This is a genomic window from Streptomyces kronopolitis, assembly GCF_050953795.1.
Lineage (GTDB): Bacteria > Actinomycetota > Actinomycetes > Streptomycetales > Streptomycetaceae > Streptomyces > Streptomyces kronopolitis_A.
This window is the reverse complement of sequence record NZ_CP191850.1, coordinates 447,663-465,935: the sequence shown is the minus strand read 5'-3', so window position 1 is coordinate 465,935 and position 18,273 is coordinate 447,663. Positions and strand designations below refer to the sequence as shown.

Genomic DNA, 18,273 nt, shown 5'->3' with positions numbered 1-18,273 from the left:
ACGCCCCACCCCGCCCACCGGACCGTTCAGAGCAGGGAGATGCACGTGACCTCGCCCGAGCAGCACACCGACCACGGCACCGCGCACGGCCGGGTGGACGTCCACCACCACTTCACGGCACCGGCCTGGATCGACTGGGCCGAGAGCAAGGGGGTGACGCGACGCGAGAAGCTGCCCTGGTGGGCGCACTGGGACCAGGACACCACGCTGGCCATGATGAGCAAGGCGCAGATCAGCACCAGCGTGCTGACCGCCGCCATGCCGGGCAGCCCCGCACAGGACCCCCACCAGCGCAAGGAAGGCCTGCAGATCTCGCTGCAGGCGATGTCCGACCTCGCCCGGGCCCACCCCCGGCGCTTCGCCTTCTTCACCCCGGTCTTCCTCGACGACCTGGAGACGTCGAGCTGGTCCGTGCGCAAGGGCCTCGACGACTACGGCGCCGTCGGCGTGAGCACCCGCACCAGCATGAAGGGCGAATACCTCGGCAACCCGGCCCAGGAACCGCTGCTCGCCGAACTCAACGAACGGTCGGCGGTCGTCAGCACCCACCCCATGGAGATGCCCTCCGGCCCGGTGATGCCGGGGCTGCCGCCCTTCCTCTGCGACTTCCTGCTGGACACCACCCGCGCGGCCGTCAGCCTCATCCTGAACGGGACCCTGGACCGCTACCCGAACCTCTCGTTCATCCTTCCCCACGGCGGCGGCTTCCTGCCCTACATGGCCACCCGCCTGGAACTCTTCGGGCACATGCTCACCCCGAAGATCGAACCCGCCCGGGTCCGCGACTACCTGCACCGCTTCTACTACGACACCGCCGCACCGATGTCCCCCGCGGCCACTCCCACCCTGATCTCCACCGTCGCTCCCGACCGGATCCTCTACGGCACCGACTGGCCGCCCACCTCGGCCGACATCATCACCGACGTCGTGGCCCCGGCCCTGGACCGCGATCCGGCACTCACCGACGAGCAGCGGCGCGGCATCAACCGGGACAACGCGCTGCACCTGATGCCGGGCCTCGCGCAGCTCTGACCCGCCGGCGGTTCCGGCACACCGGCGGGCCCTGGCACGGCCGCCCGCTCAGAGGACGAGCTGGCCGATGCCCAGCAGGTTTCCCTCGCTGTCCCGGAACCAGGCGCCGCGTTCACCGCGCGCGCCCTTGCTCGGGTAGTTCCCGTCGATCTCGGCGATGCCGTCCGTCGTCCGACCGCCGCCCAGCAGACCGGGCAGGTCGACCTCCTCGAAGACCACACCGCGCCGTTCGAGCGCCGACACGACGCGCTCGATGTCCTCGACCTCCCAGGCCATCTGGGTGAACGTGCCGGGTGAGGCGCCCGTCGACCGGAACAGCACGAAGTCGACGCCCCCGCACCGGTACAGCAGCCCACCGGGCCGTTCGTCGACGGGCTCCAGCCCGAGCCGCTCGGCGTAGAAGCGCCGCGCCCGGTCCAGGTCCTGGGCCGGCAGCCGGGTCGCCACACGTCCCCGGGCCAGCATCTCCCTGTCGTCTGCGTTCATGCCCCCACTGTGCCGTGAGCGGCGGCCGCCGCCGCGCAGGCGCCCGGTCTCGTCGTCGGTCCGGCGGAGCGCGGGCCGCGCCCCGCCGGGGGCCGCTGCCGCCGTGGGGCGGTCCGGGAGCGGCCCGCCGATCAGATCACCGGCGGTCAGCGCGAGCCACAACGACAGCCCCGCGAGGGGGAGTTCGACGATGAAGGCGATGGCCAGGGCCACCGCGATGCCCCGCGTTTCCCCGCCGGGGGTGGTCGTCACATCGAACCAGGCATCGGCCACCAGCATGGTCGAGACCGCCACGGCCGCGAGACTCACCTGCCGGTGTCGGCGGTGGGCGAGCACGGCCGTGAGCAGAATGAGCCCGGACAGGCCGATGTCGAATCCCACCCAGGGGGCGTCGTAGGAATCCAGCGTGGCCCGTCGGGGAAGGGTGAGCGCCAGATAGAGCGTCCAGGGAACGAGTGCCAGACCCAGCCCGGTGAAAAGCGGCACGATCCACCGTGGCGTCGGACGGATTCTCAGCAGACCCCGCACCCCGGATGCCCGACTCTCTCGCACAACCCCACCTCCGCCTCGTACGGACCGCTCCCTCCCCACGGGCATACCACGAGAAATCCCGTACGGCCTTGGACCGGTCGCCCCGTGCGCGCGTGGGAACCCGTGCGAGGCACTGGCGCGCCACCGCGGCGACCATCTCCACGTCAACCCCTACCGGCTGACGACGCGGGACGCACACCGCCCCTGACCCGCCGCGGGTGCGCCTCACCCGCAGGTTCGAGGTCCCCGAGTCCCTTTCCCCCAGGCGTCTTTGACCCCGTCGCGCGCTTCCCTGACGTGTAAAGTGCTGGCCGAAGTGTTCGGGCGCGAAGCGTTGCCGGCTTCCTCCTCGTGGTGCACCACGACGAGCAGTAGTCCACTTGGCGGCCGGTCCGCCGCCGTCGGAACGAGGACGCGCAGATGTTCGGCATCACAGGTTCCCTGGCCGCTCCCTGGTGGACCGGGGAGCCCGCCCCGCTCGCCGAGCGGTCCCTCCTGTGTCTCCCCTATGCCGGCGGCGGTCCCCAGACCTACCGGCGCTGGGGCGAGCTGCTCGGCCCCTCGGTCGAGGTGCTCGCCATGACGCCGCCCGGCCGCGGCCGCCGCTTCTCCGAGGAGCCCTGCCACGATCTGCCCGCGCTGCTGACGCCGCTGGTGGACGCCCTGCCGCGGATCCCGCAGCGGCCGTACGTCCTGTTCGGCCACAGCCTCGGAGCCACCGTCGCCTATGAACTGTGCCTGGAGATCAGACGGCGCGGTCTGCCGATGCCGCAGGGGCTGGTGGTGTCCGCCCGTCAGGCGCCGGGTCTGCCGTGGCGGTTCAGGCCGGTCAGCGGACTGCCCGACGAGGAGTTCACCGAGGCGCTGCGTGAGCTGGGCGGGACGCCCGAAGCGGTGCTCACCCAGCCGGATCTGATGAGCCTGCTGCTGCCGGCCCTGCGTGCCGACTTCGCGATCGTCGAGTCCTACCGCCACCGCGACGAGCCGCCGCTCGACCTGCCGATCCTCGCGCTGGCGGGCACCGAGGACGACCGGGCCACCGCCGCACAGATGGCGGGCTGGGCCGACCGGACGACCGCGTCGTTCGCCCTGCACCAGGTCCGGGGCGGCCACTTCTTCGTGGACGACCGGGCCGGTGACGTGACCGGACTCGTCTCGGACTTCCTGTGAACACCTGGAGCCCGTCGCCCCGGTGACCCCCTGTCCCGCATCTCGCCCCGCTGACGGCGCGAGGTGCGGCGCGCCCCCACGTCGTTCGGCGCGGGGTTTTGGTTCCGGATGTCCATACATCTCCCCAGTGATCATCGTCATGCGTCATGTCAGGTCATGCCGTCAGATCACGGGATACGGTAAATATCGACGCCGCGGCGAGGCAGGACCCGACGGTCCCCTCCGGCCGCGGCATCGCGGGGTGCGCCGCTGACGCCGCCTCCGTAGGAATCAGCAGTCTTCCTGCCGTAACGGGGCCATGACCCCGGGCAGGGCCTCCACCGAGAATCGCCGCGCCGTACGCCGGTGCCCGGTCGTGCGACGGCCGGCACCCGCTTCGCGCTGCCTCGGTGGCGGTGCGGGAGCACGCTCCCGCCGTGCGGCCCCTGCGGTGCCCGCCGGCTCGCCGTCGGCACCCGTCACAGGGGCAAGGAAAAGGAGTGAGGACATGACCAGCAGGAGCAGTCGATTAGAGGCGCTCGGCGCCTATCTGCCGCCCGCCGTGCAGACGACCGCGGAGTTGGTGGCGCAGGTGTCCGGCACGCAGGAATTCGACCTGGAGCGCATCACGGGGGTGGCCGAGCGGAGGGTCCACGACCCCCGTCCGGAGGCGGGTGAGGACTCCTACGGCCTGGCGCTGCGGGCCGCCCGGGACTGCCTGGGCAACTCCCGTTACACCGGCGGTGAGCTGGATGTGGTGATCTCCGCGTCCATCACCCGCTTCCAGGACGGCGGGCGCTTCGCCTTCGAGCCGTCCTTCGCCCGGCAGCTGGCCGGCGAGCTGGGGGCGCGCAGGGCCATCCACTTCGATGTGTCCAACGCCTGCGCCGGGATGCTGACCGGCGTGTATCTGCTGGACCGGCTCATCCGGGCCGGTGTGGCGAGGAACGGCATGGTGGTGAGCGGCGAACAGGCCACCAAGGTGGCGCAGACCGCGGCCGCCGAGATCACCGACTCCTACGATCCGCAGTTCGCCTCCCTCTCGGTGGGCGACTCCGCGGCGGCCGTCATCCTCGACGAGTCGGTCGACGAGGCCGACCGCATCCACTACGTGGAGATGATGACCTGCTCGGAGTACTCGCATCTGTGCCTGGGCATGCCCAGCGACCGCACGGACGGCATCGCCCTCTACACGGACAACAAGCAGATGCACAAACGGGACCGGCTCCGGCTCTGGCCCAGTTTCCACGGGGACGTGCTGGCCAAGCAGGGCCGCTCCTTCGCCGGTGAGGAGTTCGACTACATCGTGCAGCACCAGGTCGGCACCCGCTTCGTCGAGTTCGTCAACCGCACCGGCGAGGAGATGTTCGGTACGGACATGCCGCAGTCGCTGTCGGTGGTCGAACGCTTCGGCAACACCGCCACCACCTCACACTTCCTGACGCTGCGCGAGCACCTGAAGGCCGGGACGGCCCGGCAGGGCGGCAAGTTCCTGTTGGTGCCCGCCGCCTCGGGCGTGGTCGCCGGGGCCCTGTCCGCCACGATCTCCACGATGGGGGTGTGAACCATGGGTACCGTCATCGCCGCTGCCTCGGTCGCGCTGCCGCGACCCACCGACGCCCGCGCCACCACGGTGCAACTCGCCGGGCGGGCCGCCCGTGACTGCCTGACCGGGACCGGACTGTCGCCGGACTCCGTAGGGGTGCTCATCAACGTCGGCGTCTACCGCGAGTCCAACACCTTCGAACCGGCCCTCGCGGCCATGGTGCAGAAGGAGGCGGGCATCAATCTGGACTACCTCGCCGACGCCGTGCCGAGCGCCGGCTTCTCCTTCGACCTGATGAACGGCGCCTGCGGCCTGCTCAACGCCGTGCAGGTCGCACAGGCCCTGCTGGCCACCGGCAGCACCGACCGGGTGCTGGTGACCGCCGCGGACGTGCACCCCGGCGGGCGGGCCGCCGAGGACCCGGCGTACCCGTACGAGGACCTGGGCGGGGCGCTGCTGCTGGAGCGCTCCACCGACCCCGGGGCCGGCTTCGGACCGGTGCACCTGCGGAGCGGTCCGGGCCCGGTCGGCACGTCGGGGTATCTGGACACGGCCGCGATGGGGGCCGGGGGCCGGAGTCTGATCACCGTCGAACAGGACGCGGACCGCTCCGAGAAGCTGCTCGACCTCGCGGCCGCCACCGTCGCGGAGTACGTCGAGCAGCACGGCCTCGACCCCGAGCGCACCATGGTCGTCTGCTCCCGCCCCGCCCCGGACTTCGCGGCCCGGCTCGCCGAGCGGCTGGATCTCGACCCGGCCTCCGTCGTGGCCGCGGGCGTGCCCGGCAGCGACCCGGAGCGGTCCGGTGAGCCGCACACCGCGGCGCCCGTCCTCGGCTATCTCGCGGCCCTCGACGGCGGACTGCCGCACGCCTACGAGGAGTTGCTCTTCGTCTCCGTGGGCGCCGGGCCGAGCGCGGCGTGCGCGAGCTACACGCTCCAGGGGAGGTGACGACGGCCTCATGACGATCCTGACGATGCGTCAGAGCGAGGTGGTGGACCTCGCCTCGTACCTGGAACGCAACGCCCGCAACTTCCCCGGCAAGCCCGCGATCCGCCACCCGCACGGCACCGAACCCGGCGGCGGAATCCACTACCGCACGCTCACCTACGGCGCGCTCCAGGAGCAGGTCGAGACCCTGGCGGCCGGCTTCCTCCGCGGCGGCATCGGACGGGGCACCAAGACCGTCCTGATGGCGGCCCCGGGCCCGGACCTGTTCGCGCTCGCCTTCGCCCTGTTCCGGATCGGCGCCGTGCCCGTCGTCGTCGACCCCGGTATGGGCGTGCGGCGGATGCTGCACTGCTACCGCAGCGTGGGAGCGGAGGCGTTCATCGGGCCGCCGGCCGCGCACGCCGTCCGCGTGCTCAGCCGCCGCACGTTCGCCGACGCCCGGATCCGGGTGACCGTGGGCCGCCGGTGGTTCTGGGGCGGCCACACCCTCGACGAGCTGCGCCGGCCGGCCCCTGCGGCCGGGGAGCCGAGCGCCACGGAGGCGGGGGAGCGCCGGCCGGCCGCCGACGACCTGCTGATGATCGGGTTCACCACCGGCAGCACAGGGCCGGCCAAGGGCGTGGAGTACACCCACCGGATGGCCGCCGCTATGGCACGCGGCATCGCCTCCGCGCACCACCGCAGCCGTGAGGAGGTCTCGCTGGTCACGCTGCCCCTCTACGGCATCCTCGATCTGGTCTTCGGCTCCACCCTGGTGGTGGCCCCGGTGGCCCCCGCCAAGGTGGCCGGCGCCGACCCGGTGCCGGTGGTGGCGGCGCTGGAGCGGTTCGCGGTGTCGACCATGTTCGCCTCCCCGGCGCTGCTGCGGGTGCTCGGCGACCACCTCCGCAGCCACCCCACCGCACTGCCCGAGCTGCGCTGCGTGGTCTCCGGCGGCGCCCCGGTGCCCGCGGACCTCGTCGCCCTGCTCCGGGACGTGCTGGACGACGCGGCCGAGATCCACACGACGTACGGCGCCACCGAGGCCCTGCCGATCTCCTCCCTGGAGTCCGCCGAACTGCTGGGAGAGACGGCCGCGCGCGCGACACGGGGCGACGGCACCTGCGTGGGCCGGGCGGTGCCCGGCGTCGACCTGCGGATCGTGCGGACCACCGACGGGCCACTGCCCCTTTGGGAGCGGACACTCGGCGTCCAAACGGGCGGGGTCGGCGAGATCGCCGTGGCCGGGGACGCGGTCAGCCGCCGCTATCACGCGGCCCCGGCGGCGGACGCCCAGCACAAGATCCAGGAGCTTCCCGACGACGGCGGCGCGCCCCGGATCTGGCACCGCACGGGCGACCTGGGCAGCCTGGACGACCAGGGCCGGCTGTGGTTCGCCGGCCGCCGCACCCAGCGGGTCACCACCACCGGCGGCGACCTGCACACCGTCCGCTGCGAAGGCGTCTTCCACGCCCACCCGCTCGTCCGGCGCACCGCGCTGGTCGGCGTCGGCGCGGCGGGCGCACAGCGGCCGGTGCTCTGCGTGGAGACCGAGCCCGGCACCGGCCGCACACAGTGGCGCACCCTCGTCCCCGAACTGCGGCAACTGGCCGCCGGACACCCGCAGACCCGGCAGATCCAGGACTTCCTGCGACACCCGGGCTTCCCCGTCGACCCCCGCCACAACGCGAAGATCGGCCGCGAGCAGCTGGCCCGCTGGGCCGGCCGGCAACTGGACCGCGGAGCACGGCGCCGGCGCACGGCGCTGCGCGCGATCCCGCTGGCGGGCTGGGCGTTCCTGCTGCTCGGCGCCGTACGGCCGTTCCACTCCCCGGTGCTGACGGCCCTGTGGTGGGCCGACGCCTTCCTCAGCGTCGTGGTGCACGCCGCCCAGCTCCCCAAGGCCCTGCCGCGCGGACGCGCCGCCGGCCGGGGCACCGCGGCCACGGTGGGCCTCACCATGCTCTACGGGGCGACCTGGTGGCGGACCCTGCCCCCGGCCGCCTCCGCCCATCGGGGCGCGGACACGGGGGAGGAGGCGGCATGAGGGTCCTGGTGACCGGTGCGACCGGTTTCCTCGGCGGGCACCTCGTGGACCGCTGCCTGGCCGAGGGGCACCAGGTGCGCGCCCTCGTCCGCGGCACCGGCGACCTCGCGCGGCTGCGGGCCCTGGACGGCGTCGAACTCGTCCACGGCTCCCTGGAGGACGCCGACTCGCTGCGCCGCGCCGTGGCGGGCGTGGACGTCGTGCACCACAGCGCGGCACGGGTGGTGGACTACGGCACCCGTGCCCAGTTCCGGCAGACCAACGTCACCGGCACCGGGCACCTGCTGCACGCCGCCCGCCGGGCCGGCGCCCACCGGTTCGTGTTCGTCAGCAGCCCCAGCGCGCTGATGCGCGTCAAGGAAGGCGACCGGTTCGACATCGACGAGAGCACCCCCTACCCCGACCGGTTCCTCAACCTGTACTCCGAGACGAAGGCCGCGGCGGAGCGGCGGGTACTGGCCGCGGACGGGCCGGACTTCACCACGGTCGCGCTGCGCCCGCGCGGCATCTGGGGGCCGCGCGACCACTCCGGGTTCCTGCCGCGCCTGGTCGCCGGGATGCGATCGGGCCGGCTGCCGGACCTCGCGGCCGGCAAACGCGTGGAGGTGTCGCTGTGCCACTGCGACAACGCGGTGGCGGCCTGCCTGCGCGCGGCCGCGGCCCCGGCCGAACGGGTCGGCGGGCGGGCCTACTTCATCGCGGACCGGGAGCGGACGGACCTGTGGGCCTTCCTGGCCCGGCTCGCCGGGATGTTCGACGGCCTGCCGCCCACCCGCCCGCTCCCGCCGCGGGTCAGGGACGCGGTGGCCGCGACCGTCGACCAGCTCTGGAAACTGCCCCCGCTGCGGGCCCGGGTGGCGCCGCCTCTGAGCCGCTACACCGTCGCCCTGCTCACCCGCTCCACCACCTACGACACCGGCGCCGCGGCACGCGACTTCGGCTACGTCCCGGAGACCGACCAGGAGACCGGGCTGCGGCAGCTGGCCGCCTGGGTCGAATCGGTCGGCGGCGCCGAGGTCTTCGTACGCGCCGTCCGGTGAGACCCGAGCGGCACCGGGCTCCGGGTGCCGAGACGGCGCCCGGAGCCGCCGCCCGGACCGTCCGCGGCAGTCGAGCACAACGAAACGGAACGTCATGACCCCCCTCCAGCAGGCCCGCGCGGCCGGGCGACCGGTGCCCGCACCGGTCCGCCCGCCCGGGAGCGGCCGCTTCGAGCGGCCCGTCTCACCCACCGAGTGGCTCTACCTCGCCGGCGGCCGCCTCGCCCCGCCGTTCGCCGTCCAGATCGTGATCGAGGGCACCGGACACCTCCCCCCGGACGCGCTGCGCCGGGCGGTCGACGAGGCGTCCGACGCCTGCCCCGGGGCACGCCTGCGCCGCCGGGGCCGGATCTGGACGGACACCGGACGGCCCCCGGCCGTACGGACCGTGGACCGGCTCGGCGCGGTGCTCGGCGCCCCGCTCGCCCCGGGCGACGGCCGCGGCTGCGAGGTGGTCGTCGTCACCGGCGGCGCCACCTCCACGCTGGTCTTCCGCGTCCACCACGCGGTCATGGACGCGCGCGGCGCGCTCGACTGGACGGCGGACGTGTTCCGCGCGCTGCGGGGGGAGACCCCCCTCGGGGCCCCGTCACCGGTCCACGACCTCGCCCTGCTGGGCGCGCTCGGCGGCACCCGCCGCGCGCCGGTCACCCCGCGCTGGCGCTCCCCGCTCGCCGGCGTCCGCCGCGCCCACCCACCGCGCTGGCAGCGGCGGACCCTGCACGGCACCCACCCCGGCCTGGTCGCGAAGACCGCCGCCGCCCTCGCGGACCTCACCCCGGGCGACACCCGGGTGATGGTGCCGGTGGACCTGCGCCGGCACCGCCCGCAGCTGCGCTCCACCGCGAATCTCAGCCTCCCCGTCTTCCTCGACGGCACCGCGGGCGACCCCTGGGAACAGTGGCACGAGCAGCTGCTGCGGGCCCTGGCCGAACGGCGCGAACTGTCCGCCGGCGAGGAGGAGTCGGCCATCCGGCTGCCGCTCGGGCCGCTCGCCGGACTGCTGACCGCCGCGCACACGGCCACCACGGCGGCCGGCCGCCACCCCTGCTCGGCCCTGGTCACCACCCTCGGACGGATCGCCCCGCAGGAGATGAGCGCTCCGGGCTTCGCGGCCCGCACCGTGTACGCGCTGCCGGTCCAGGCGCCGTTCGTGCCGCTGTCGTTCACCGCCGTGGAGTGCGCCGGCCGTACCGAACTGGCCATGTCGCACCCCGGCGGCCCCCGCGCGGACACCCGGGCCGCGGCGCTGCTGGACGCGGTGTGCGAGGCGCTGTCACCCCGCGCCCGGCGCAGGCCGGCCGCCGTGGGCCCGCGGCGCTCCGTTCCCCCGCTGACGCTGACCGACCTGCTGCGGCGGCAGGTGGGCCGCGCCCCCGACGCGGTGGCGCTGACCGGGCCGCAGGGCACGGTGACGTACCGGGAGCTGGACCGGCGCGCCGATGTGGTGGCGGCGGAGTTGGCCGGCCGGGGCGTGGGCCGCGGAGCGGTCGTGGGGCTGCTCGCCGACCGCTCCGCGGCGGCCGTCGCCGGGCTGTGGGGCGTGCTCAAGGCGGGTGCCGCGTACCTGCCGCTGGACCCCGCGCATCCACCGGCCCGGATCGCCGCCCTCCTGGCCGACGCGGGCGCCTCGCACTGCCTGGCCGGCCGGGAATACCGGACGCTGCCGGGCCCGGACCACTCCGTGCTCGTCCTGGACGACCTGCCGCTGAGCGGCGCACGGCCGCACCCCGGAACGGCGGCGCCGGACGATCCCGCCTACGTCATCTACACCTCCGGCTCGACGGGCCACCCCAAGGGCGTCGTGGTCGAGCACCGGGCGCTGGTCAACTACACCCGCTGGGCCACCGACCGCTACCGCGTCGATGCCACCACCCGCTTCGCGCTGTTCACCTCATTGGCCTTCGACCTGACCGGCACCACGCTCTTCGCGCCACTGGCCGCCGGGGGCAGCATCGCCCTGGTGCCCGACGCGCCCGACCACCGCACGCTCCGCCACCTGCTGACCCGCTCCGGCGCCAACGCCCTCAAACTCACCCCCGCCCACCTCGACCTGATCACCACCCTCGGCATCGAGCCGGACCCCTTCCGGGTGCTCGTGGTGGGCGGCGAGCAGCTGCGCGGTCCGGTGGCCGCCCGGGCGCAACGGATGTTCGGCCCGGACTGCCGGATCGTCAACGAGTACGGCCCCACCGAGGCGACCATCGGCTGCCTCGTGCACACCTTCGACCCCGCCCGCGACGGCGACCTCCCGGCCGTGCCGATCGGCCTGCCGGTGGACAACACCGGGGCCTACCTGCTGGACGCCGACGGCGGCTTCACCGCGCCCGGCGAGGTGGGTGAACTCCACCTGTCCGGCGTCCAGTTGGCGCGCGGTTACCTCGGCCGGCCGGACCTCGACCGGGAGCGCTTCGGGCACCTGGCCGACGGCACCCGGGTGTACCGCACCGGCGACCTGGCACAGCTGACGCCCGACGGGCTGCTGCGCTGCCTCGGCCGTACCGACGACCAGTTGTCGGTACGGGGCCACCGGATCGAGCCGGGCGAGGTGGCGGCGGCACTGGAGCGGCACCCCGAAGTGAGCGGCGCGGTGGTCGCCGCCCGCCCGCCGCGTGCGGGAGCCGAACCCGTGCTGTGTGCCTGGGTCACCGGCACCGCCGCCCCGGACACCGTGCGGGCACACGCCGCTCGCCACCTGCCGTCCTCCCTCGTTCCCGCCGCCGTCCACGTGGTGGACGCCTTCCCGTGGACGGTCAACGGCAAGGTCGACGTCCGGGCGCTCCCGGACCCGTTCGCCCCCGCGCGTGCGGCCGACGGCGCGGGACTGGCGCCCGGGCGGCCCGACGGGACGGCGCACCGGCACCCGCCGGCCGGCTCCGGCGCGGACGCGGTGGAAACGGCCGTCGCGGCGATCTGGTCGCGCGTCCTGGGCGACCCGGGCCTGCGCCCCGCCCCCGAGGACGACTTCCACCGGCTCGGCGGCGACTCCCTGACGCTGCTGCGGATGCTCGCCGCGGTCGCCACGGACGTGGTCGGCCCGGCCGGCGGGCCCGCCTTCGACGCCCGACTGCGTGACCTGATCCGCCGGCCCACCCTCGACCACGTCTGCGCCGCCGCGCGCACGGCACTCACCACCCCACCCACGGAGCACCCATGACCACCCCCCTCAGCGTCGAGTTCCGCACCGCCCGCCCGACGGACGCCGACCAGGTCGTCCCCCTGATGTGGGACTCCTCCCGCGACCTCCTCGACCGCACCATGGGCGGGGTGCCGGGCGGCCCGGCGGCCCTGCTGCGGCGGGACTTCCTGCGCGGCCGCGGCATCTTCGGGCACGCCCAGCAGATCCTCGCGGTCGCACCGCACGGCGAGGTACTGGCCACCATGACGCTCTACCGGGGCAAGCGCTACGGCGCACTGAGCCTGCAGACCCTGCTGTCCGCCGCCCGGTTCGGACCCCGCGGCCTGCTCTCGGTGCTGCGCCGGACCGCGGCCGTCTCCCGGCTGTTCGCCCCGCCGAGCCCGCACGCCCTCTTCATGGCGAACCTGTCCGTACGGCCGGCCCACCGCTCCCAGGGCTACGGCTCGCTGATGGTGCAACAGGCCGAACGCCTCGCCCGCGCCTCGGGCCTGACCCACCTCGAAGGGGATGTCTCCTGCTCCAACACCCGGGCCTGGGCGCTGTACCAGCGTCTCGGATTCGAGTCGCAGGGCGAACGGCACGACCGGCGCGGAACGGGACTCGACGGCTTCCGCCGGATGCGCCGCACGGTGCGCGGCTGACCCGGCGCACCGGCCGGCGCCGCGGGCGGGACCGGCGGGTACGGGCAGCCCACGCCACCCTGACGACGGTCCGGTGAGCGGGCGAACGCACCACGTCACCGGTGTCCCGGCCGCGGGTGCGTCCCCGGCACCCGTACCGCACGATGGAACCAGCACCCACCCCCACCCCTCGAATCCCCGGGACGTCCGATGACGGAGCTTCCAGGATGTGAGACCTCTGTGGTGAAGACCGTGCGGGTGACGCTCGTGCGGGCAGCGGTGGTCGTGGCCCTGGCCGGTGCCGCGGCGCTGTCCGGCGTCGTCCAGCCCGCCGGCGCCGCGACACCGGCGGCCACCTCCCCGGCCCACGCCGTCGGGAGCGCGGCCCGCCCCGCGGCCGCCCCGGCCGGGCCGCAGCCCGACCCCATCGACGTGGTCCAGGCCTACTTCGCGGCCCTCAACGACGATGAATTCGAGGCCGCTTGGGCGCTCGGTGGCAAGAACACCTCGGGGCGGCCGTACGACGGCTTCGTGACGGCCACCCAGGGCACCGACCAGAACGTCGTCTCCGTCGACTCCGTGGTCGGCAACAAGGTCACCGTCACCTTCGACGCGACCGGGACCAACGGCTCCCACGGCCGGTTCACCGGTACGTACACCGTGCAGAACGGCGAGATCACCAGCGCCGCCGTCCACCGGGCCTGACGGCCCCGCCCGCCGGCTCCGTCCGGGACGGCCCCGCAGCCCTGGCACGCCGCGGCGACAGGGGTCACGATGGGAAGCGGGGCGGACCCGGTACCCACGGAGGGCGCCATGGGCAACGCGGAGGGCTGCGCTGCGGAGCGGTCGATCCGGGTGTTCCTCGTCGACGACCACGAGGTGGTCCGGCGCGGGGTGCGGGACCTGCTCGACGCCGAACCCGACATCGACGTGGTGGGGGACGCCGGCACGGCCGGTCACGCCCTGGCCCGCGGCCCGGCCCTGCGGCCGGACGTGGCGGTACTGGACGTGCGGCTGCCGGACGGCGACGGCGTCTCCGTGTGCCGGGAGCTGCGCTCGCGCATGCCGGGGCTGGGCTGCCTGATGCTCACCTCGTTCGACGACGACGAGGCGCTGCTGGACGCGGTCCTGGCCGGGGCGGCCGGGTACGTGCTGAAGGAGATCAAGGGGGCCGACCTCGTCACCGCGGTGCGCACCATCGCCGCCGGCCGCTCGCTGCTGGATCCGGCCACCACGGGACGGCTGATGAACGGTCTGCGGGGCGAGGACACCGGGGCGGAGCCCGCCGGGGACGCGCTGTCCGCACTCTCGCCGCGCGAGCGGGAGATCCTGGGCCTGGTCGGCGAGGGGCTGACGAATCGTCAGATCGGCAAACGGCTCTATCTGTCCGAGAAGACCGTCAAGAACTACGTCTCGCGGCTGCTCGCCAAGCTCGGGGTCGCCCGCCGCATTCAGGCCGCCGTCCTCGCCACCCAGGCCACCGCACCACCGCACACCTCGGCGCCGGACAGCGCGCCACCGGACGCGACATCGCCGCGCGCGCCGCCCGGCCCGCCCTGAGCCGTCGGGCCCCCTCCCTAGGAGGCCCCCGGCGGGCGGCCCTCCGGCGGGAAGGGCAGGGGGACACGCCACACCAGGCGGGTGCCGCCCTCGGGAAGCGCCTCGATGGTCATCGTGCCGCCCAGACTCCCGGCCCGCCCGGCCAGATTGTCCAGGCCACTGCGCCGGCCGCCGCGCGGCATGCCCACCCCGTTGTCCCGGACCGCCAGCGTCAGACTCCCGCCGCGGACGACGAGCGAGATGTCCGCGGCGCTCGCGCGGGCGTGCCGGGCGATATTGCTCAGGGCCTCGCCGAGGACGGCCGGCACCTGCTCGGCGATACCGGCCGGGACGGCCGTGTCGAGGAGGCCCTCCATGTGGAGGGACGGGGTGAACCCCAGTGTGTGGGTGGCCTGTTCGGCCGCGGTGACCGTCCGCACCCGCAGGCCGTGCGGTGCCCGGCCGGTCTCGTGCGCGCGGAGCCCGAAGATGGTGGACCGGATGATTTTGATGGTCTCGTCGAGATCGTCCACCGCCCGCAACAGCCGTTCCCTGGCCTGCGGATGCTCGACGAAACGCAGTGTGCTCTGCAGCGTCATCCCCGTCGCGAAGAGCCGCTGGATGGCCAGGTCGTGCAGGTCACGCGCGATACGCTCATGGTCCCTGAGCAGCGCCAACTGCTCGGCGCCACGGCGCTGTTCGGACAGCTCCATGGCCAGGGCCGCCTGGTTCGCGAACGTCGGCAGCGGCGCGGTCTCCGGCTCGGTGAACGGGCCGCGGCCGTGCAGCCGCGCCAGCAACAGCACCCCGTGCACCCGCTCGCCGGTGATCATCGGCACGGCGACCGCGGGTCCCAGCCCCGCCCAGCGCGGCGGGCCGGCGGTGATCCGGGGATCGTGCTCAACGTCCATGCTGGTCACGGGAGTCCGGGCGGTGAGCGCCGTGCCGACGAACGAGCCGCGGCGGGGCAGGACCAGACCGCGGTGCGCCTCGGCGTCCACCCCGACGGCGAGCGCCACCCGCACCCGGTCGTCGCCCTCGGGCAGCGCGAGCACGCCGAGATCGGCGGACAGGATGCGCACGGCGTGGTCCACGATCGTCTCCAGGACGTCGGCCCCGCCCGTACCGGGCAGCAGGCCCGCGACGATCTCGCCGTTGGCCGCCAGCCACCGCTGACGGTAGCGGGCCTCCTCGTACAGCCGGGCGTTCTCGATGGCCGCACCCGCCGCCACCGCGAGCGTCGACAGCACCGTCTCGTCCGCCGCGTCGAACTCCCCGCCCCCGCGCTTCCCGGTGAGGTGGAGATGCCCGAAGACCTTGTCGCGGACCCTGACCGGCGCCGCGAGGAACGAGCCCCCCGGCGGGTGCCGCGCCGCGGCGGCCGCCGCCTCGTCCCCGACGCCGCCGACCGTCAGGAGCTGCGAGACGCGGGAGTCGTCGTCGCCGAGCACACCCAGCGCCCCGTACCCGGCGTCCACCAGCACCACGGCCGCCTCGACGATATGGCGCAGCACCTGCTCCAGCTCCAGCCCCCGGCCCACGGACAGCACCGCTTCCAGCAGCAGATGCGGCGGTCCTCCCCCGCCGCGCTCCACGGCCCGCAGCCGCTCGTGCAGCTCGTCCGGCAGCGCACCCAGCTGCACGGGCCCGCTGCCCGCCCGGCCAGGTCTCTCGTCACCCACGGCGCCCTCCGGTGCGGCCGCCCCAGGGGCGGTCACACCGTCCACGGTAGTGACCGCGGGCGCGCGCCTCACCTCGAACCGGACCGGGTCCGCCGCACCGCCCTGAGCGCGTCCCGGGCACCGCCGTGCCGCGCCCGTCAGGTGTGCGGGACGATCGCCACCGGACACGGGGCGTGGTGCACGGCCGCCTGGACGACATGGCCGATCCGCGGGGGCAGCAGCCGCCCCCGGTGCCGGCGGCCGACGACCAGGAGTTCCGCGGTCGCGCTGCGGTGCAGCAGGGCGGCGGCCGGATTCTCCCTCACCACTTCCTCCTGCACCGCGACCTCCGGGAACTTCTCCCGCCAGGGCCGCAAGGCTCCGGACAGCTCCTGCCGCGCCTCGCGCAGCGCCTCGTCCGCGGCGCTCTGCTCCACCCCGCCACCGCGGTTGTAGGCGTACGAGGGCAGATGCCTGCCGTGCACGGCGTGCAGCGGGACCGCCCGCCGCGCCGCCGTCTCGAAGGCGAACGCGAACAGCTCTTCGCAGGCGGCGTGCAGTCCGACACCCACGGTCACCTTCTGGTGCGCGCCGTCGGCGGGCGCGTCCTGCCGGGTGCGCACCAGCACGGTGGGCGTCTCGGTCCGGGTCACCAGTTCCAGCCCGGTTTCCCCCAGGGTGAAGCGCGCCGCGGCCCCCAGCCCCCGGGAGCCCATCACCAGCAGGTCCGACTGCCCGGCGGCCTCGGTCAGGGCGTCCAGCGGGTCCCGGGGCACCGCACCGACCTCGACGTCGAGATCCGGGCAGGACAACCGGATCGCCGCCCGGGCCTCCTCGATGATCCGAAGCGGCCAGTAGTTCTGCTCCGCGCCCTCGGCCGGCGTGCCGTCCGGTGCGAGAACGAGCAGGACCCAGGCGTGCAGCAGCCGCAGCCGGGCCTGCCGCAGCCTCGCCTCCCGCGCGGCCCACACGGCCGCGGAGAGCGACTGCGGGGTGCCGTCCAGGCCGACGGTGATGAGGTTCGTCATGACGTGCTCAGCCTCCTCCGGCGGATGCCGCGGGGCGCGGGTCACCGTGACCGGTGTCGGGCCCCGGCGGCCGGGACGACCGTCGTCGTCACGGCGGCCGGCGCACCGCCCCGCACCTCCAGAGTGATCGCAGCGGCCGCCCTACGGCAAGAGCCCACCGGTCCCCGCACGACCACGACAGCACGGGTGGCTACTCGAAGGCCCGCACGGTGTCCTCGCCCTGGGTCCACCAGACCCCCAGCCGCTGCCGGGCCAGCAGCCAGCCCCCGGGGCCCCTGCGGAACTCCCAGTCGTAGGGGCCGCCCATCGCGTAGGGGGAGGCCGTGCGGCCCGGTTGGGTCACCGCGACGAACCACATGTAACCGATGCCGGTCGCCCGGTCGCCCGCCACATCGAACTGCATGTTCAACAGGTGGTGCTGCATGCTCGGATAGGGCGCCTCCGCGGCGGCCACCGTCTCCCGGACCGCCTCCCTGCCGTGGATCTCCTCCCAGGGCCCGAACTCCAGCACGGCGTCCTCGGCCCAGCACCCGATCCAGGCGTCCCAGTCCTTGCGGTCCAGCGCCCGCCAGCCCCGGATCAGCAGGGCGCGCAGGGCCTCCTTGTCCTCCAGGTCGTTCAGGCGTCGCGTCAGACGCCGGTACTCCTCGGTGGTGACGGTCATCTCGGCTCCTGTCACGGTCGGTTACTGGGCGCTTGCGCTCGGACGGACGACGATCTCGTTCACATCGACCTGCGGGGGCTGGGACAGCGCGTAGGCGATGGCGTCCGCGATGGCGGAGGCGGGCAGCGCCACCGCGCGGTAGGCCTTCATCGCCTCCCGCGCCGCCGGGTCGGAGATGCCGTCGGCCAGCTCGGACTCCGTCACACCGGGGGAGACGAGGGTGACGCGGATGTCTCCGGCGGACTCCTGGCGCAGCCCCTCGGAGAGGGCGCGGACCGCGAACTTGGTGGCGCAGTAGACGGCCGCGGTCGGCGAGACCTCGTACGCGCCGACGGACGCGATCTGCACGAAGTGGCCGCCGCCCTGGGCGCGCATCACCGGCAGCGCGGCGGCGATCCCGTGCAGCACACCACGCACATTCACATCGATCATGCGGTCCCACTCGTCGGTCCGCGCGGCCTCCAGGGGCGACAGCGGCATCACCCCCGCGTTGCTCACCAGGGCATCGAGCCGGCCGAACTCGGTGCGCGCGGCGTCCACGAACGCCCGCATGTCCGCCGCGTCGGTGACGTCCAGCCGGCGGAAGGCGACGCTGCCGCCCTGCGCCGTCAACTCCTCGGCCAGCTCCCGCAGATGGCCGGTGCGGCGCGCGCCGAGCAGGACCCGGTGTCCGTCCGCCGCCAGCCGGCGTGCGGTCGCCGCACCGATACCGCTGCTCGCGCCGGTGATCGCGACGACCTTGGCGTGCTGTGTCATACCTGTTCCGTTTCCTTCGGTGGAGGAGCGCTGCGTCCTCGCTCGTTCAGTGGAGCGCTGCGACCACTCTCGGCACCGGCGGACGGCCCTGCCAGAACAGACGGT

15 protein-coding genes are annotated in these 18,273 nt (G+C 74.4%); 10 read left to right on the top strand and 5 right to left on the bottom strand.

Features of this window, described 5'->3' with window-relative positions; genetic code table 11:
• Positions 1–39: 39 nt before the first annotated feature.
• On the top strand, positions 40–1,032 hold the full coding sequence (locus tag ACQP17_RS01845) for an amidohydrolase family protein (RefSeq protein WP_433854603.1): 993 nt from the start codon (positions 40–42) through the stop codon (positions 1,030–1,032).
• Between the two features lie 48 nt (positions 1,033–1,080).
• On the opposite strand, the gene ACQP17_RS01840 is transcribed toward ACQP17_RS01845, so the two are convergent.
• Entirely contained in the window at positions 1,081–1,518 is a 438-nt protein-coding gene (locus tag ACQP17_RS01840; RefSeq protein ID WP_433859809.1) for a VOC family protein, read from the bottom strand.
• Positions 1,519–2,469: 951 nt separating this feature from the next.
• Between ACQP17_RS01840 and ACQP17_RS01835 the strand changes: the two genes are divergently transcribed.
• The 9 genes from ACQP17_RS01835 (at position 2,470) to ACQP17_RS01795 (ending at position 14,080) form a co-directional block, all read left to right on the top strand.
• Entirely contained in the window at positions 2,470–3,219 is a 750-nt protein-coding gene (locus ACQP17_RS01835; RefSeq protein WP_433854602.1) for a thioesterase II family protein, read from the top strand.
• 487 nt (positions 3,220–3,706) lie between these two features.
• Positions 3,707–4,762 carry a 3-oxoacyl-ACP synthase III family protein gene (locus tag ACQP17_RS01830; RefSeq protein ID WP_433854601.1) on the top strand — a complete coding sequence of 352 codons (1,056 nt, stop codon included), beginning with the start codon at positions 3,707–3,709 and terminating at the stop codon, positions 4,760–4,762.
• A gap of 3 nt (positions 4,763–4,765) precedes the next feature.
• Positions 4,766–5,695 carry a hypothetical protein gene (locus ACQP17_RS01825; RefSeq protein ID WP_364881857.1) on the top strand — a complete coding sequence of 310 codons (930 nt, stop codon included), beginning with the start codon at positions 4,766–4,768 and terminating at the stop codon, positions 5,693–5,695.
• A 10-nt stretch (positions 5,696–5,705) separates the two neighbouring features.
• Positions 5,706–7,721 (top strand): fatty acid CoA ligase family protein, encoded by a 2,016-nt coding sequence (locus ACQP17_RS01820; protein ID WP_433854600.1) that lies wholly within the window; start codon positions 5,706–5,708, stop codon positions 7,719–7,721.
• Positions 7,718–8,761, top strand: coding sequence for an NAD-dependent epimerase/dehydratase family protein (locus tag ACQP17_RS01815; protein ID WP_433854599.1), 1,044 nt, complete (start codon positions 7,718–7,720; stop codon positions 8,759–8,761). Before ACQP17_RS01820 ends, ACQP17_RS01815 begins: the two co-directional genes overlap by 4 nt.
• Positions 8,762–8,855: 94 nt before the next feature.
• A complete protein-coding gene (locus ACQP17_RS01810) occupies positions 8,856–11,918 on the top strand; it encodes a non-ribosomal peptide synthetase (protein ID WP_433854598.1) in 3,063 nt (1,020 codons plus the stop codon).
• Positions 11,915–12,541: a GNAT family N-acetyltransferase gene (locus ACQP17_RS01805; protein WP_433854597.1), complete on the top strand. Its 627-nt coding sequence runs from the start codon at positions 11,915–11,917 to the stop codon at positions 12,539–12,541. The genes ACQP17_RS01810 and ACQP17_RS01805 overlap by 4 nt, the downstream gene beginning before the upstream one ends.
• A 219-nt stretch (positions 12,542–12,760) precedes the next feature.
• A complete protein-coding gene (locus ACQP17_RS01800) occupies positions 12,761–13,225 on the top strand; it encodes a hypothetical protein (RefSeq protein WP_433854596.1) in 465 nt (154 codons plus the stop codon).
• Positions 13,226–13,333: 108 nt separating this feature from the next.
• On the top strand, positions 13,334–14,080 hold the full coding sequence (locus ACQP17_RS01795; protein ID WP_433854595.1) for a response regulator: 747 nt from the start codon (positions 13,334–13,336) through the stop codon (positions 14,078–14,080).
• Positions 14,081–14,097: 17 nt separating this feature from the next.
• Here the strand turns inward: ACQP17_RS01795 and ACQP17_RS01790 are convergent, their stop codons facing one another.
• The 4 genes from ACQP17_RS01790 to ACQP17_RS01775 all read right to left on the bottom strand — a co-directional run bounded on the left by ACQP17_RS01790 (position 14,098) and on the right by ACQP17_RS01775 (position 18,168).
• Positions 14,098–15,777 carry a sensor histidine kinase gene (locus ACQP17_RS01790; protein ID WP_433854594.1) on the bottom strand — a complete coding sequence of 560 codons (1,680 nt, stop codon included), beginning with the start codon at positions 15,775–15,777 and terminating at the stop codon, positions 14,098–14,100.
• 101 nt (positions 15,778–15,878) lie between these two features.
• Positions 15,879–16,748, bottom strand: coding sequence for a universal stress protein (locus tag ACQP17_RS01785; protein WP_433854593.1), 870 nt, complete (start codon positions 16,746–16,748; stop codon positions 15,879–15,881).
• A gap of 190 nt (positions 16,749–16,938) precedes the next feature.
• Positions 16,939–17,412, bottom strand: a complete 474-nt coding sequence (locus ACQP17_RS01780; protein WP_433854592.1) for a nuclear transport factor 2 family protein — start codon at positions 17,410–17,412, stop codon at positions 16,939–16,941.
• Between the two features lie 21 nt (positions 17,413–17,433).
• Positions 17,434–18,168, bottom strand: a complete 735-nt coding sequence (locus ACQP17_RS01775) for an SDR family oxidoreductase (RefSeq protein WP_433854591.1) — start codon at positions 18,166–18,168, stop codon at positions 17,434–17,436.
• Between the last annotated feature and the right edge of the window lie 105 nt (positions 18,169–18,273).

What these genes read in the sequence shown, in the direction of transcription:
- ACQP17_RS01840 (WP_433859809.1), bottom strand. Translation starts at nt 1,518, where the DNA reads ATGAACGCAGACGACAGGGAGATGCTGGCCCGGGGACGTGTGGCGACC.
- ACQP17_RS01795 (WP_433854595.1), top strand. Translation starts at nt 13,334, where the DNA reads ATGGGCAACGCGGAGGGCTGCGCTGCGGAGCGGTCGATCCGGGTGTTC.
- ACQP17_RS01775 (WP_433854591.1), bottom strand. Translation starts at nt 18,168, where the DNA reads ATGACACAGCACGCCAAGGTCGTCGCGATCACCGGCGCGAGCAGCGGT.
- ACQP17_RS01785 (WP_433854593.1), bottom strand. Translation starts at nt 16,748, where the DNA reads ATGACGAACCTCATCACCGTCGGCCTGGACGGCACCCCGCAGTCGCTC.
- ACQP17_RS01810 (WP_433854598.1), top strand. Translation starts at nt 8,856, where the DNA reads ATGACCCCCCTCCAGCAGGCCCGCGCGGCCGGGCGACCGGTGCCCGCA.
- ACQP17_RS01830 (WP_433854601.1), top strand. Translation starts at nt 3,707, where the DNA reads ATGACCAGCAGGAGCAGTCGATTAGAGGCGCTCGGCGCCTATCTGCCG.
- ACQP17_RS01820 (WP_433854600.1), top strand. Translation starts at nt 5,706, where the DNA reads ATGACGATCCTGACGATGCGTCAGAGCGAGGTGGTGGACCTCGCCTCG.
- ACQP17_RS01805 (WP_433854597.1), top strand. Translation starts at nt 11,915, where the DNA reads ATGACCACCCCCCTCAGCGTCGAGTTCCGCACCGCCCGCCCGACGGAC.
- ACQP17_RS01835 (WP_433854602.1), top strand. Translation starts at nt 2,470, where the DNA reads ATGTTCGGCATCACAGGTTCCCTGGCCGCTCCCTGGTGGACCGGGGAG.
- ACQP17_RS01780 (WP_433854592.1), bottom strand. Translation starts at nt 17,412, where the DNA reads ATGACCGTCACCACCGAGGAGTACCGGCGTCTGACGCGACGCCTGAAC.
- ACQP17_RS01825 (WP_364881857.1), top strand. Translation starts at nt 4,766, where the DNA reads ATGGGTACCGTCATCGCCGCTGCCTCGGTCGCGCTGCCGCGACCCACC.
- ACQP17_RS01845 (WP_433854603.1), top strand. Translation starts at nt 40, where the DNA reads ATGCACGTGACCTCGCCCGAGCAGCACACCGACCACGGCACCGCGCAC.
- ACQP17_RS01815 (WP_433854599.1), top strand. Translation starts at nt 7,718, where the DNA reads ATGAGGGTCCTGGTGACCGGTGCGACCGGTTTCCTCGGCGGGCACCTC.